General features: G+C 46.8%; 17 protein-coding genes and 1 pseudogene. 6 read left to right on the forward strand and 12 right to left on the reverse strand.

What is annotated here, in order from left to right:
- Window positions 1-13 precede the first annotated feature (13 nt).
- The 11 genes and pseudogenes from A1359_RS15135 to gatC form a co-directional block, all read right to left on the reverse strand.
- On the reverse strand, window positions 14-871 hold the full coding sequence (locus A1359_RS15135; RefSeq protein ID WP_066984857.1) for an ATP-binding protein: 858 nt from the start codon (window positions 869-871) through the stop codon (window positions 14-16).
- A 438-nt stretch (window positions 872-1,309) separates the two neighbouring features.
- Window positions 1,310-1,579 carry a DUF2442 domain-containing protein gene (locus tag A1359_RS15145; RefSeq protein ID WP_066984862.1) on the reverse strand — a complete coding sequence of 90 codons (270 nt, stop codon included), beginning with the start codon at window positions 1,577-1,579 and terminating at the stop codon, window positions 1,310-1,312.
- Window positions 1,579-1,914: a DUF5615 family PIN-like protein gene (locus A1359_RS15150; RefSeq protein WP_066984865.1), complete on the reverse strand. Its 336-nt coding sequence runs from the start codon at window positions 1,912-1,914 to the stop codon at window positions 1,579-1,581. The genes A1359_RS15145 and A1359_RS15150 overlap by 1 nt, the downstream gene beginning before the upstream one ends.
- Window positions 1,914-2,141, reverse strand: coding sequence for a DUF433 domain-containing protein (locus A1359_RS15155; RefSeq protein WP_198159375.1), 228 nt, complete (start codon window positions 2,139-2,141; stop codon window positions 1,914-1,916). The genes A1359_RS15150 and A1359_RS15155 overlap by 1 nt, the downstream gene beginning before the upstream one ends.
- A 60-nt stretch (window positions 2,142-2,201) precedes the next feature.
- Window positions 2,202-2,285, reverse strand: a pseudogene (locus A1359_RS23690) (hypothetical protein); the annotation flags it as partial.
- Between the two features lie 598 nt (window positions 2,286-2,883).
- Window positions 2,884-3,072 carry a hypothetical protein gene (locus A1359_RS15160; RefSeq protein ID WP_066984868.1) on the reverse strand — a complete coding sequence of 63 codons (189 nt, stop codon included), beginning with the start codon at window positions 3,070-3,072 and terminating at the stop codon, window positions 2,884-2,886.
- Window positions 3,069-3,584, reverse strand: a complete 516-nt coding sequence (locus A1359_RS15165) for a zeta toxin family protein (RefSeq protein WP_066984871.1) — start codon at window positions 3,582-3,584, stop codon at window positions 3,069-3,071. Before A1359_RS15165 ends, A1359_RS15160 begins: the two co-directional genes overlap by 4 nt.
- A 13-nt stretch (window positions 3,585-3,597) precedes the next feature.
- The gene (gatB, locus tag A1359_RS15170) at window positions 3,598-5,037 is read right to left on the reverse strand and encodes an Asp-tRNA(Asn)/Glu-tRNA(Gln) amidotransferase subunit GatB (protein ID WP_066984874.1); all 1,440 of its coding nucleotides are present in this window, start codon (window positions 5,035-5,037) and stop codon (window positions 3,598-3,600) included.
- Between the two features lie 18 nt (window positions 5,038-5,055).
- On the reverse strand, window positions 5,056-5,661 hold the full coding sequence (locus A1359_RS15175) for a Uma2 family endonuclease (RefSeq protein ID WP_066984878.1): 606 nt from the start codon (window positions 5,659-5,661) through the stop codon (window positions 5,056-5,058).
- 12 nt (window positions 5,662-5,673) lie between these two features.
- Entirely contained in the window at window positions 5,674-7,125 is a 1,452-nt protein-coding gene (gatA, locus tag A1359_RS15180; RefSeq protein WP_066984881.1) for an Asp-tRNA(Asn)/Glu-tRNA(Gln) amidotransferase subunit GatA, read from the reverse strand.
- Between the two features lie 8 nt (window positions 7,126-7,133).
- On the reverse strand, window positions 7,134-7,421 hold the full coding sequence (gatC, locus tag A1359_RS15185; RefSeq protein ID WP_066984883.1) for an Asp-tRNA(Asn)/Glu-tRNA(Gln) amidotransferase subunit GatC: 288 nt from the start codon (window positions 7,419-7,421) through the stop codon (window positions 7,134-7,136).
- Between the two features lie 105 nt (window positions 7,422-7,526).
- On the opposite strand from gatC, the gene A1359_RS15190 reads away from it, so the two are divergent.
- The 6 genes from A1359_RS15190 (at window position 7,527) to mltB (ending at window position 14,129) form a co-directional block, all read left to right on the forward strand.
- Window positions 7,527-8,570 carry a rod shape-determining protein gene (locus tag A1359_RS15190; protein ID WP_066984886.1) on the forward strand — a complete coding sequence of 348 codons (1,044 nt, stop codon included), beginning with the start codon at window positions 7,527-7,529 and terminating at the stop codon, window positions 8,568-8,570.
- Between the two features lie 197 nt (window positions 8,571-8,767).
- Entirely contained in the window at window positions 8,768-9,679 is a 912-nt protein-coding gene (gene mreC, locus A1359_RS15195) for a rod shape-determining protein MreC (protein WP_083960673.1), read from the forward strand.
- Window positions 9,666-10,157: a rod shape-determining protein MreD gene (gene mreD, locus A1359_RS15200; protein ID WP_066984892.1), complete on the forward strand. Its 492-nt coding sequence runs from the start codon at window positions 9,666-9,668 to the stop codon at window positions 10,155-10,157. Before mreC ends, mreD begins: the two co-directional genes overlap by 14 nt.
- 2 nt (window positions 10,158-10,159) lie before the next feature.
- Window positions 10,160-12,016: a penicillin-binding protein 2 gene (mrdA, locus tag A1359_RS15205; protein WP_066984895.1), complete on the forward strand. Its 1,857-nt coding sequence runs from the start codon at window positions 10,160-10,162 to the stop codon at window positions 12,014-12,016.
- On the forward strand, window positions 12,006-13,136 hold the full coding sequence (gene rodA / locus A1359_RS15210) for a rod shape-determining protein RodA (RefSeq protein ID WP_066984898.1): 1,131 nt from the start codon (window positions 12,006-12,008) through the stop codon (window positions 13,134-13,136). Before mrdA ends, rodA begins: the two co-directional genes overlap by 11 nt.
- A 9-nt stretch (window positions 13,137-13,145) precedes the next feature.
- On the forward strand, window positions 13,146-14,129 hold the full coding sequence (mltB, locus tag A1359_RS15215) for a lytic murein transglycosylase B (protein ID WP_066984901.1): 984 nt from the start codon (window positions 13,146-13,148) through the stop codon (window positions 14,127-14,129).
- Window positions 14,130-14,150: 21 nt separating this feature from the next.
- Here the strand turns inward: mltB and thpR are convergent, their stop codons facing one another.
- Window positions 14,151-14,660, reverse strand: coding sequence for an RNA 2',3'-cyclic phosphodiesterase (gene thpR / locus A1359_RS15220; protein ID WP_066984903.1), 510 nt, complete (start codon window positions 14,658-14,660; stop codon window positions 14,151-14,153).
- Window positions 14,661-14,679 lie beyond the last annotated feature (19 nt).

Raw genomic sequence — 14,679 nt, forward strand, 5'->3', positions numbered from 1 at the left:
GATTTAAGGGCGCTTACGATTTAGCACTAGCCCTTACAAGTCTTTGGAGCTCTTGATAAGTTTTCGAGTTTTCTTCAAAGACACCTAACTTACTAGTGGACGCGCTTGTTAAATCAGAAATTTCGTTTAATAAATCTTCCGTACTAATTTTTTCATTAGTGCCCTCTAAAAGTGAAGAAAATACTTTTACAAAAGAATCCGAGAATACTGAGCTTTCATATCTTGCTATTCTAATTTGTGCATCTCTTATCTCATTTCTTAAGCTTTCCTCAATATCTATTGGTGAAGGAAAATTAATTGTAGGCAGGAATTGTCCAAAAAGGTTTCTTGAAAATGACGTTGCTTTTGTAATTGCTAAACTACTTCTGTGCGGCCTTCTTTCCAAATGCTCTCTTTGAGACGACCAAGCTTCTAGCATAGTCCTGAATGCTGGAAAATAGGAAGTCTCAACATGACGCAAATTGTTTGACTCAACGAAATCTTGGATTTTTTTTGTTAGCTCAGGTAGATAGTCTTTAAAGTATTTGTCTTCGTCAATATTTCGAATACTTTCGATAGCTTCTCGCCTTAGGAACGTAAAGTTTTTTCCTGTATGAGTTTCGACATTAATCGATTTCTCATCATCAATTTCGTTTTGAGTTAATGTTATTGATGACTGGTTTGAATAAAAAACCGTTATCTTTTGAAATTCTAGAAAAGCAAATCGGATAAAATCGCAATTTGCTACATTAGCTATAATGTGAATTAACGTGGATTTTCCTGTTCCATTTTGGCCATGAAGAACATTAAGCGACTCATTAAATTCAATATCTAAATCATATCTCTTATGAATCCCTTCAAGCTTAACTCTTTTTAAGTAAGTCATAGTCATAAATTAACATCCATTCTTGGTTAGTTATTATTAAAAAACCGTACATAATTAAGCCGATAAGCTGAGTAAAGCAAAGCGTAACCCAGCTTTAAATCCATTATCGCTGGGTTTCATTATCATTCAACCCAGCCTCCATCTGCGGTTGGTTTTTCTCCCGTTATGCCGCGCCGAGCACCGGAGGGTTTGAGCGGATCAGCCCGCAGGGGCGATGCAAGGACGCATCGCGTTTTTCGTGGGGCTGGGAAGCCCCTTCGAAAAACCCCGTTCAAACCCGAGGAGCGCAGGAAAAAAGCGGCATCCGGGTGTCGTTTCTTTTGGGTACTTTTCTTTGGACAAGCAAAGAAAAGTACCGCGCCCGCCGGTGCGCGAACCGGCATTAAAATAATCGTCGCGATAGCGACACAAAACTAAAACCACTAACCAAACAAAAAGCGATTATCAAGCCGCCTCTGACTCAACATGCAATTCCCCCCGCTCCTGCAACTTCTTATATAAACTCCCCGGACTAAGCTCCAAGCCATTTTCCCAGCACAGCGCACCTAACTCCAAAAAAAACCGGGAAAAATAATCTTCGTCTTGTAATGGCATAACCATTTCGGTTTGTTTGCTGATCAAGGGTTGCATATCGTAATCTCCCCATGAATGATCGGAAAATCGCAAACGTATGACTTTGTTACCTAGATATGTGGCATGAACGATCTTAATCATTATCGGTAAATCTCTATACAAGCCTTATCCTCTGACACTAACGCCAGCTCAATAACTTCCCGATTTGAAACTAATGCATTGATTGTTAGGGCTTTAGACTGATTTCCAATTTTTAGCCAAATAATTTTCGGCGGTTGCTCATAAACAACAGACATGTCATAAAAATCGGCATCTTTCGTGACAATTACAAAATCCTGATCTTTCGCAAAATCCCAAATGGTTCTATCGTCTACATTTTCTAAACTCAATAAGGCGACCTGCGAACTCCCGGGAAAGGTATCTTGCAAAAACGGAACAACTCGCCGAGACAAATTCTCATCAAGCAACAGCTTCATTAAAGAATCGCAGACAAGCAATGTTCTCGATTGGCTGCAAACGCCAAACAAGCACGGATATCTTTCTCTTCCAGCTCTGGAAAATCCTCCAATATCTCGGCTTCACCCATCCCATCGGCCAACCATCCCAATACGTCGTAAACGGTAATTCTGAGCCCTCGAATGCAAGGCTTGCCACCTCTTTTTCCGGACTCTAATGTAATGATATCGCGGTAATCAATCGCCATCGTAAAACCCTCAACAATTTGTAGCGAAAAAGGGTACATGCGATTTGTACCCTATAGCGGCTAACCTTTCAACTTTGCTATCAACATCTTATTCACTTCCCCAGGATTGGCCTTACCCTGAGTTTCTTTCATGATCTGACCAACCAGCGCCATCAGCCCGTAGGCTGGGTAGAGCAAAGCGAAACCCAGCTTTAAATCCATTATCGCTGGGTTTCATTATCATTCAACCCAGCCTACATCTGCTTGGTTTTTTCCCGTTATGCTGCGCCGAGCACCGGAGGGTTTGAGCGGATGTGCCCGCAGGGGCGATGCAAGGACGCATCGCGTTTTTCGTGGGGCTGGGAAGCCCCTTCGAAAAACCCCGTTCAAACCCGAGGAGCGCAGGGTAATCGCGGCATCCGGGTTGCCTTTTCTTTGGATACTTTCTTTTGGCAACGCACAAATTCGCCTGGAGCGAATTTGAACAGCCAAAAGCTGGCCCGTTAGGGCGAAAACCAAGGATGGTTTTCGTAGCGAAAGTATCTCGGCCGTCGGTCCGACAAATCGGCAGGATTGCCGATTTGCATGCACTGCACCCAAAGGGCGAAAAACATGGATGTTTTTCGTGAAACCGGCTTCAAAACATTGGCGCGATAGCGACACAACTTAAGCATCCTCCTACTCAACGTGTAATTCGCCCTATGATTTGGAAAGCAAATCTACGCAGGAACAAAAACTACTACAATGACGTAAACAATAGCGATCAACGATGAAGAGGATCGTCAAAATCCCAATCCACCATCTCCCTAACCAACTTCCCATCTTTTACCACCACCAAAGCAGTCCGCGTTTGCGCTGCTATTCTTCTGGCTTGCAATGCCGCTCGCTGCAAGGCGGCTAACGCATTACGCGCATCGTCATCACGAGCTTGGTTAATAGGCTTATTGTTCATTGTTCACTCCAATCTATGAGCGTGGGCATTTCACCCGCATTGTTAAAATGCAACCAAACATCCACAAGGGGTTTGTACGTATGCTCAAAATTTTTCAGGCCACTTTCAAATCGTCGTCGAATCACCACTTCTGGAATATTATGCCCACCTTGCTTTACCCGCTCGGCAACCCGAAAAATAGCGGTCTCTACATCAGGCAATTGTAAGAATATCAGTTTGATATGGTAACCAAGATTTTGCCACTCAGATATCGCTCGCGCGTATCCCAAACCACTTAAAGTTGTCTCGATGGCAAAACTATCGCCTTTATTGACGTGCTCATCAATCGCGCTCAACATGAGCCGCCCGGCTTTAATGGCCGCCAATTCAGGTGCAAAAGGAGACAACCCTGCAGCGATCAAATCAGCATTGATGAAAATAGGGCAGCGTGCTTCTCCAGTCAAAAACTCTCTGGCAAAAGTAGTTTTACCTGCTCCATTAGGCCCGGCAATGATGACAATTTTCTTGCTCATCAAAAACCAATTATCACCCTTTCAACTTCGCTATCAACATCTTATTCACTTCCCCAGGATTGGCCTTGCCCTGAGTTTCCTTCATGATCTGACCAACCAATGCCATCAGTGCCTTGTCCTTTCCGGCCAGATATTGCTCAACAGGTACAGGATTGGCAGCAATGACTTTGTCTACAATCGCTTCGATAGCACCTGTATCGGTGATTTGTTTCAAGCCTTCCTGCTCTATAATTTCATCGGCTGTAGCGCTGCCATTCCAGAGTTTATCGAACACCTGTTTGGCGGTTTTGCCGGAGATGGTGTTGTCGGCGATACGTTTAAGTAAGCCAGCCAGACGTTCGGCGCTGACCGGGCAATCGCTGATTTCCAGGCTCGCTTTGTTCAAGGCACCCAACACGTCGCCGGTCAGCCAGTTGCCGGCCAGCTTGGCTTCTCCGCCAGAGAGCTCGACGACTTGCTCATAAAAGTCGGCTAATTCACGGGATGACGTCAGTGTGGCTGCATTTTCTAAATCCAGGCTGTATTGCTGAAGAAAACGCTGTTTCTTGGCTTCCGGCAATTCCGGCAAAGTAGCGCGGATTTCGTCTTTCAGCGCTTCTTCGATTTCCACCGGCAACAGATCCGGGTCTGGAAAATAACGGTAGTCGTTAGCCTCTTCCTTGCTGCGCATGGAGCGGGTTTCATCTTTGTTGGCATCGTACAAACGGGTTTCCTGCACCACTTTACCGCCGCCTTCGATTACGTCGATTTGGCGTTCGATTTCGTGATTGATGGCTTTTTCGACGAATTTAAACGAGTTGATGTTCTTGATTTCGGCGCGAGTGCCGAATTCGGCCTGGCCTTTCGGGCGTACCGAGACGTTGGCATCGCAACGGAACGAGCCTTCCTGCATGTTGCCGTCGCAGATTTCCAGATAGCGCACCAGTTCGTGCAGTTTGCGCATGTAGGCCACGGCTTCTTTGGCAGAACGCATATCCGGTTCGGAAACGATTTCCAGTAGCGGTGTTCCGGCCCGATTCAAATCGATGCCGGTCAGACCATGAAAATCTTCATGCAAGGATTTACCGGCGTCTTCTTCTAAATGGGCGCGGGTAATGCCAACCCGTTTGCTGACGCCATCCACTTCGATATCCATATGGCCGTTGCCGACGATGGGCAGTTCGAACTGGCTGATCTGATAGCCTTTTGGCAAGTCAGGGTAAAAGTAGTTTTTGCGGGCAAAAACCGAGTGCGGGGCAATTTCAGCGTCTATCGCCAAACCGAAGGTAACGGCTTTACGCACCGCGTCTTTATTTAAAACCGGCAACACCCCCGGAAAACCTAAATCGACGGTACAGGCTTGCGTATTGGGTTCTGCGCCATAGGCAGTGGCCGCACCGGAGAATATCTTGGATTTGGTCGCGAGTTGAGTATGGATTTCCAGGCCGATAACGGCTTCCCATTTTGAGTTCATTCTTGATTCCTTTGTAGCTTATTCGGCAAAAACGTCGGCTAAATCGATTTGTAATTCGGGAAAAAGATAGGGTGTGGCAATATCGTCGCCGGCACACATCGCATGCAATTGATATTTCTGGCTGGCATCGTCCAGCACAAACTGTTGTACGGTTTGTTCGTACGGATACACCAACCAGTATTCTGTAACGCCGTTTTCCTGATACAAGTCGTACTTTAAGTGCAATTCTTTTTTACTGTTACCAGGCGACAATACTTCGATAATCCAGTCGGGTGAGCCGTCGCAGCTTTGTAATGTCAACTTATTTGGATCACAGATAACACACAAGTCAGGTTGAACAACACTGAATACTTCCTGATCTTTGAGCAGAGAATCTCGGCGGTCGTAGAGTTTGACATCAAAGGGGGCAACGAACAACTGACAGACTTTATGTTTGAAATAGTTGCCCAAGCATAGCGAGAGATTGAGCGAAATGCGCTGGTGCTTGATATTCGGCGCCGGCGACATCGCCATAATCTTGCCCTTAATCAACTCTACAGTTTCCTGCAACTGCCAAGTTAGATAATCGGCATAATTATAAGTGCCGTTCATATCCAATTGTGATAGTTCGGTGATCTTAGCCATGATTAATCTCCGCTATGCAAAACCCTTAGGACTTTGCTGATGCCAATCTGTGACTTGCTGATAACGATGACCAATATTTAATAATTTTGCTTCGCTGAAATAATTACCGATCACCTGCAAACCGACCGGTTTACCATCAACGAATCCGGCTGGTATCGACATGGCAGGTAAACCCGCCAGATTGATGGCGATGGTGTAAATATCTTCCAGATACATCTGAATCGGGTCATCGGTTTTTTCACCGATACGAAACGCAGTACTCGGCGACACCGGCCCCATCAGCACATCAACCTCGCTTAAAGCCCGTTTGAAGTCGTCGCTGATCAATCTGCGCACTTGTTGAGCTTTTAGGTAATAAGCATCGTAATAACCAGCCGATAGCGCATAGGTACCCATCAAAATACGGCGTTTGACTTCGGAGCCAAAGGCTTCGCCGCGCGAACGGGTGTAGAGGTCGGCCAAGTCTTGCGGATTCTGACAACGGTAACCAAAACGTACGCCGTCATATCGGGACAAATTTGAGGAACATTCGGCGGAGGCGATCACGTAATAGGCCGGAATTGCCAGTTTTAAATTGGGCATGGAAACTTCTTTGATTTCCGCACCCATTTTTTCATATTCAGCCACCGCTGCCTGAATTTCGGTCGCGATAGCGCTATCTAATTCGTCGCTGAAAAACTCTTTCGGCAAGCCGATTTTCAAACCTTTCAAGCTATCGTTAAGTCCGGCGCTGTAATCCGGCACGCTCTGCTGCACGCTGGTTGAGTCTTTGGGGTCGAAACCGGCCATTACCTGCATCAGCAAGGCCGCATCTTCCGCACTACGTGTCATCGGCCCGCCCTGATCCAGACTGGAAGCGTAAGCAATCATGCCATAGCGCGACACACGACCATAAGTCGGTTTTAAGCCGGTAATACCACAGAGGGCTGCCGGCTGACGAATTGAGCCGCCCGTATCGGTGCCGGTCGCCGCCGGCGTCAGTCTGGCTGCAACTGCCGCCGCCGAACCACCCGATGAGCCACCAGGCACGCAGTCGGTATCCCAAGGGTTACGCACTGGGCCGTAATAACTGGTTTCGTTGGATGAACCCATGGCAAATTCGTCCATGTTTAACTTGCCCAGCATGACTGCGCCGGCCTGATTAAATTTTTCAATCACCGTCGCATCGTAAGGCGCGATAAAATTATCCAACATTTTAGATCCGCAACTGGTTTTGCTGCCGAGTGTGCAAAAAATATCTTTTTGCGCCAGCGGAATACCCGTCAAAACAGCAGTATCAGCCGTCGCCAACCGTTTATCGGCCACTTCGGCTTGCGCTAATGCCAAATCATCACAGACGGTAATAAAGCTATTCAGATGTTGATGCTGCTTGATGCGCGCTAAAAAGAACTGTGTCAATTCAACACTGGAAAACTGTTTGCTGCGCAGACCGGCAGCTAATTCGCTAAGCGTTTTATTATGCATAATCGTCCTTAATCGATGACTTTGGGTACTAGATAGAGGCCGGCTTCAGTTTGTGGAGCAATGCCCTGGAAGTGATCACGTTGATCAGTTTCCGTTACTACATCGTCACGCAAACGTTGCATTTGATCCAACGGATGCGCCATGGGAATCACCCCCGTGGTATCCTGCTGCCCCATCTGCGTCATCAAATCCAAAATGCTGGATAGATCATTGGTATAACTGTCAATCTGCTGTTCTTCAATGCCCAACCTGGCAAGGTGGGCAATTTTCTTTACGTCACTGGCCGTCAACGACATTTGTAAGCTCCCTATTAAGTAATGTAATTATGATACTTTATATCTTGCTCAACTGCCCGCATGATTGATAAAGTAGCGGGATTTTCTGTGCGCTCTGGTGTAAATATGTTCAAACGAATTCGCGGCCTCTTTTCTAACGATTTATCTATTGACCTGGGTACAGCTAATACCCTGATATATGTTCCAGGCCAAGGTATCGTGCTTAACGAGCCCTCTGTGGTGGCCATTAAGGAAGATAAAATCCGCGGTCAAAAGACAATCGCTGCCATTGGTACCGAGGCTAAAAACATGCTCGGCCGAACACCCGGCAATATCACTGCTATCAGACCGCTGAAAGATGGCGTAATTGCTGATTTCGCAGTCACTGAGCGCATGCTGCGCTTTTTTATTAAGAAAGTGCATGAAAACAAAATACTACGCCCCAGCCCGCGTATTTTAATCTGCGTACCTTGCGGCTCTACTCAAGTTGAACGCAGGGCAATACGCGAATCGGCCGCCATGGCCGGCGCTCGAGAAGTGTATTTGATTGAAGAACCCATGTCGGCTGCCGTCGGTGCTGGTTTGCCGGTCGACACCCCGCACGGCTCTATGGTATTGGACATTGGTGGCGGTACTTCTGAAGTGGCTGTCATCTCCTTGAATGGTATCGTTTATTCGTCTTCGGTTAGAATTGGCGGCGACCGTTTTGATGATGCCATCATTAGCTATGTTCGCCGTAATTACGGCACCTTGATCGGCGAGGCTACTGCGGAAAGAATTAAACACGAAATCGGCGCTGCCTACCCTGGCAGCGAGGTACGTGAAATGCAAGTCACCGGTCGCAACTTGGCAGAAGGCGTACCCCGTAGCTTTTCATTAAACAGCAACGAAATTCTGGAAGCTCTACAAGAGCCTTTATCCGGTATCGTCAGCGCAGTAAAAGTGGCTTTGGAACAAACGCCACCGGAACTAGGCGCGGATGTTGCCAGTCGCGGCATAGTGTTAACCGGTGGTGGCGCTTTGTTAAAAGACATTGATCGCTTAATCGCCGAAGAAACCGGCCTGCCGGTTTTCATTGCTGACGACCCATTAACCTGTGTTGCACGTGGCGGAGGCATGGTATTGGAAATGCTGGACAAAAGAGGCGCTTCGGCTTTCTCTTTGGAATAACTACTCCACAGCTAAGACCAAAAGTTTTATCCGGACTACAAAATACAAAAGTAGTCCGGATTTCATACCATCCTCAACGATTATCCGAAACTCCTTAAGATGGAGTTGCTATGGTAATATTTAGTGCCATTTACGTGTATTTAAGGTTTCTGTTTGTGGTTGTCGCTTCATTGATCAGTTAGAGGTTTGCCATAAAACTGTTATTTGCCCAAGGGCCTTCGCTCAGCACGCGTTTACTGGTCGCAGTACTGGCATCAATTGCTTTACTGGTAACCGATTACCGTACGCCTCGCCTTAACCCGTTACGCTCCGTCTTATCATTTGTGACTTACCCTTTGCAAACGCTTGCCAGCTTACCGGTTGACACATTTAAAACCATGTCTGATACCGTTATTTCGTACGTTGAATTGCAAAATGAAAATCGACATCTGAAACAGGACCAACTGATTAATGACGCTAAACTGCTCAAACTTGCCAGCCTGGAAAAGGAAAATATCCGCCTGCGCGTGTTATTAGAAAATTCCTTTCAACTCGGCGAACAAGTCTTAATTGCTGCATTATTATCGGTCAATCTGGCACCCTATGAGCATACGGTGCTGGTCAATAAAGGCTCGCGCTTTGGTGTTCATCCGGAACAACCCGTACTGGATGCCAACGGCATTGTCGGACAAGTGATTCGCGTCCTGCCCTCCACCGCCGAAGTCATGCTCATCACTGACCCGGACCATGCCATCCCGGTAGAAGTTATTCGTAACGGCCTACGCACCATTGCCTTTGGCACCGGCCTGCCAAATCGCCTGCAATTACCTTTTTTGGCCAAAAACGCCGATATCGTTCCTGGTGACTTACTGGTGACTTCCGGTTTAGGCGGCGTTTTCCCAGCCGGATATCCGGTTGCTGTGGTCGATAAATTTGAAACGCGACCGGATAAATCATTTGCCAATATTTACGCCACACCCAAGGCAAAACTCGAAACCAGCCGTGATTTCCTGATCGTCTGGAATAACACCACCCCTATCGTTTTAGGTGAAAAAATACCAAACCCGCTAACCGAACAGGATCTACAACAATCACCCAAAAATACAGACACTAACCATGCCAGCCCATAGCCGATTTGCTGCCTTTTACTTCATCTTTACTTTAGCTATCGCCATGGTACTGCGGGTTATGCTTCTGTTTCCAGCCATGGCGGAATTCAATCCTGACTGGATCGTGCTAGTGTTGATTTACTGGTGCATCGCGGTACCTGATCGCTTTGGTGTATTTACCGCCTTTTGGGTCGGCCTGTTGACGGATGTTCTGACGGGGCATTTATTAGGGCAATATGCCCTGATCTATTCGTTAATCTGTTATTTGAGCATCAAAGAATACCGGCGCTTACGGCAGTTTCCGCTGCCACAACAATGTCTATTTATCGGCTTTTGTTTATTTTGTGGACAAAGCCTGTTATTCGGCATGGAAAGCATGCAAGCCGCCAATCGATTGCCCTTGTCGTTCTGGTATCCGGTGTTTACCGGCATGCTGGCCTGGCCTTTGGTATTTCTGATGTTACGCGCGATTCGTGTTTTGGCGCGTATTAGCGGATAACTATGGATAGAAAATTTGCTATCAAAGACTCATTAGCCGAAAACCGAATATTTCTAAGTCGAATAGTAGCGGCTTTCTTGCTAATCTTATTCATGATTGCAGGATTGATCATTCGACTGGTTTATTTACAAGTGGTCGGCCATGAGCATTACGCCACGCTTTCCACGGATAATCGTATCAAGGTTTCCCCTCTAGCCCCTACGCGCGGTGTTATTTACGATCGCAAAGGCCGCATGCTGGCAGAAAACGTTCCAACCTATAGCCTGGAACTCATCCCGGAACAAATCAAGGATATGGACGGTACTTTAGCCAAATTGCAAAAACTACTCGCCATCCCTGACGAAAAGATCCAACAATTTCATAAACAAAGAAAGCGTAACAAAGCATTTGCCACCACGCCACTATTGCAAAACTTATCCGATGAAGATGTGGCTAAATTTGCTGTGGTCCGGCCTTACTTTGCCGGTGTCGATGTCTATGCTCGTCTGGTGCGAAACTATCCTTTTGGCGAATTGGCTGCCCATGTTGTCGGTTACGTGGGCCGTATTAACGAAAAAGAATTGAAAACCCTACCGACTACCGAATATCTCGGCACAGACATCATCGGTAAAAATGGCATCGAAAAATCTTATGAATCGCATTTGCTTGGCATAGCGGGTTTTGAAGAAATTGAAACCAACGCCCAGGCCAGAGCCGTCAACACCGTATCTACCGTGGAACCTATCGCTGGCTCTAACATTTACCTGACGCTGGACATGGATCTACAGAAGATTGCCTATGATGCATTGGGTGACTATAACGGCGCTATCGTGGCGATTGATATTAAAACCGGCGGCGTACTGGTTTTCGTCAGCCGCCCAGGTTTTGACCCCAACCCCTTTGTGACCGGTATTTCATTTAAAGAATACAAATCCATGAAGGAGTCATCAGACCAACCGCTCTATAATCGGGCCTTGCGTGGACTCTATCCGCCAGGATCCACCGTCAAACCATTTCTGGCATTAGCCGGCCTCGAATATGGCGTAATTAATGTCGGAAATCGTCATTTTTGTCCTGGCTATTACAAACTACCCAACGTCGATCATAAATATCGTGACTGGAAAAAAACCGGACATGGCATGGTGGATATGAATGAAGCCATTACTCAATCGTGTGATGTGTATTTTTACGATCTTGCATTGTCTTTGGGCATCGATAGAATGTCGGAATTTATGCACAAATTTGGTTTTGGCGAGAAAAGTGGGATTGATTTAACCGGTGAGGTCGGCGGACTAATGCCTTCCAAAGAATGGAAACGCAGCCACCGTAATCGGGCCTGGTATCCTGGCGAAACCTTGATTACTGGCATTGGCCAAGGCTACATGCAAGTCACGCCTTTGCAATTAGCCCGCGCCACAGCCACCCTGGCGAATGGCGGCAAAATTATCACCCCGCATCTAGTGCATGAAATCGTGACGCCCGATTATGCCACACCTCCTGAACTGCACCCTGACACTAGAATCCCGTTAAAAAAACAAAATATTGACAATGTCATTCAAGCCATGACCAATGTTGTGCATGGCAGTCGAGGGACTGCTCGTAAACTTGCCAATGGGATCAATTATCAAATTGCGGGTAAAACCGGAACTGCACAAGTTTTTACCGTCAAGCAGGAAGAAAAATACAACGAGAATGCCATCGATTTCAAAATGCGCGACCACGCTTTATTTATTGCTTTTGCCCCGGTACACGACCCAAAAATTGCTATAGCGGTGATTGCAGAACACGGTGGACATGGCGGCTCAATAGCAGGGCCCATGGCTGGAGACGTCATAAAAGCCTATATGAACTCTCAACAGGATGCCACAAATGAAAATTGAAATGCGTACAGAACAGTTTCAATCGCCTTCGTTGTTGGGTAATCTGCTGAGAAAACTGCATATCGATATCCCGCTGTTTCTAGGCCTGTTTTTAATTTGTGGCTTAAGTTTCGTGATTTTATATAGCGCTGGCGGTCAGGATATAGCCTTGTTAACCCGACATGCCAGTCGTACCGGTTTGGCCATGACGGTGATGATAGTGCTGGCGCATATCAATCCCCGACGTTTTCAATCCTTTTCTGTGGCTTTTTTTATACTATGCGTACTCTTGCTGTTGGCAGTGGCCGTGATGGGGCAAATTAGTATGGGGGCTCAGCGCTGGCTGGATTTAGGTTTTTTTCGCTTTCAACCGTCCGAGTTCACTAAAATCAGTGCCCCCATGATGGTAGCCTGGTATTTGTCGGAACACGCATTACCGCCCAAACCCGAGAATGTGTTGGCGGCGGGTATTTTATTGATCATTCCCGTGCTCTTGATCGCCAAGCAACCGGATTTGGGCACATCGCTGCTGGTGTCGAGTTCGGGTGCCGCCGTGTTGTTTTTCGCAGGTTTGTCCTGGTGGTTCATGATAGCCATTGGCTTAGGTTTGGCGGCATTGACCCCAGTGCTTTGGCATTTTATGCGCGAGTATCAACGCAATCGAGTACTCACTTTTATCAACCCGGAAGCCGATCCGATGGGCACTGGCTACCATATCATACAGTCCAAGATCGCCATCGGTTCCGGCGGCATCAACGGTAAAGGCTGGCTGGGCAGCACTCAATCTAAACTGGATTTTTTGCCAGAAAGTTCCACTGACTTTATTTTTGCCGTGTTTGCCGAAGAATTTGGTTTATTCGGGTGTATTGGTTTACTGTTTTTATACTTGTTAGTCATCAGTCGATGCTTTTATATTGCCGTTCAAGCTCAGGACACTTATAGCCGCTTGCTGGCAGGTAGCCTGGCTTTTACTTTCTTCGTCTACGTTTTCGTCAACATTGGCATGGTCATCGGCATATTGCCCGTGGTTGGCGTCCCTTTACCACTGATCAGCTATGGCGGCACCTCAATGGTGACGCTGATGGCCGGTTTCGGCATTTTGATGTCGATACATACTCACCGCAAACTTTTACCTGTCTAACCCAAGCTTATGAAAATTAGAACGCTTTTATCTATCATATTATTCAGCACCAGTTTCTTCCATCTAAACCCGGCGCATGCTGAAATTCCCAACTCCGCTGCCTTGAATCAATTTATTGACCAGATGGTGAAAAAACACCATTTCAACGCAGCTGAACTCAACAATCTGTTCAAATCCGTCACTATTCAACAACCCATTTTGGATGCCATGGGTAAACGGGCAGAAGGTAAACCCTGGTATGAATACCGGGCAATTTTCATGACCGATTCGCGGATTGATGGCGGCGTACAATTCTGGCACGAAAATGAGGCCGCCTTAAAAGCCGTCGCACAACAATACGGTGTTCCGGCCGAAATTATCGTTGCCATTATTGGCGTGGAAACCAAATACGGTGCCTATACCGGGAAATACCGCGTTATTGACGCACTAGCCACCTTGGGATTTGCCTATCCCTCACGCAGCGAATTTTTCTTGAAAGAGCTTGAAAATTTTCTGATATTAAGTCGTGAAGAACACATGGACCCCTTGCAACCTTTAGGCTCCTATGCCGGCGCAATGGGCTTATCGCAATTTATGCCCAGCAGTTACAGAGCCTATGCCAAAGACTTTGACCAAGATCACAAACGTGACATCTGGCATAACAATAGCGATGCGATTGCCAGCGTTGCCAATTATTTTGTCGCCAATCATTGGCAACCAGGCGGCGCTATCGCTTTACAAGTATCGGCCAATGGCACGGCCTATCGTCAAGCGCTTAGCAAAGGCGTCAAACCGGATACAACGATTGGGAAATTGCGCAAGTTAGGGCTCAACATTCCAGCAAAACTAGGAAATGCTGAAAATGCAAAATTACTCAGCTATGAGATGGCCGATCACGAAGAACTCTGGCTGGGTTTTCACAACTTTTACGTCATCACCCGTTATAACCATAGCCCGTTATATGCCATGGCGGTGTTCCAACTGAGCCAGGCCATACGCGAAAAAATATTGTAAAACCAACCATGCCGGACTTGCTTAATCCGGCATGGTCCAACGCTCAATTACTCGATATTCAACCCCGGAAGTGGTGGAACAGGATTCCACCAGACAAAAGCTATTAGATTGCCAATGAATGGGGTTGAAATCGATATTAACCTGTGATTTGGCTTTTCTAAGCAGAGTGATGTGAGGCTTATAGGGCCGGTCATCTAATTCAATCCCGAGCTGGCGAGCTGACATGGATAATTGTGCGACTAAGTTCGATACGGCTGGATCAACCTGCTCGGCAACCAAACAAACCACTGCCGGTTTTTTCCAAAAATTCAAATGATTAAAGATCAAACGCATCGGTTGAATATCGATGGTATTTGCCGCCTTTGTAATCGCGATCTGTCTTGCCTGATCAATATTTCCCAAAAAAACTAACGTCACATGCAAATTGTTAGCCACAACCGGCTTACCCTGCCCAGGCAAACTTTGAATAACTTGCTGGCATTGCTGCCGGGTATTTTGATCCGGCCAAAGTGCAAAAAACAAGCGCTTCATACGACTATCCTGCCAATCC

Source organism: Methylomonas lenta, from assembly GCF_001644015.1.
GTDB lineage: Bacteria > Pseudomonadota > Gammaproteobacteria > Methylococcales > Methylomonadaceae > Methylomonas > Methylomonas lenta.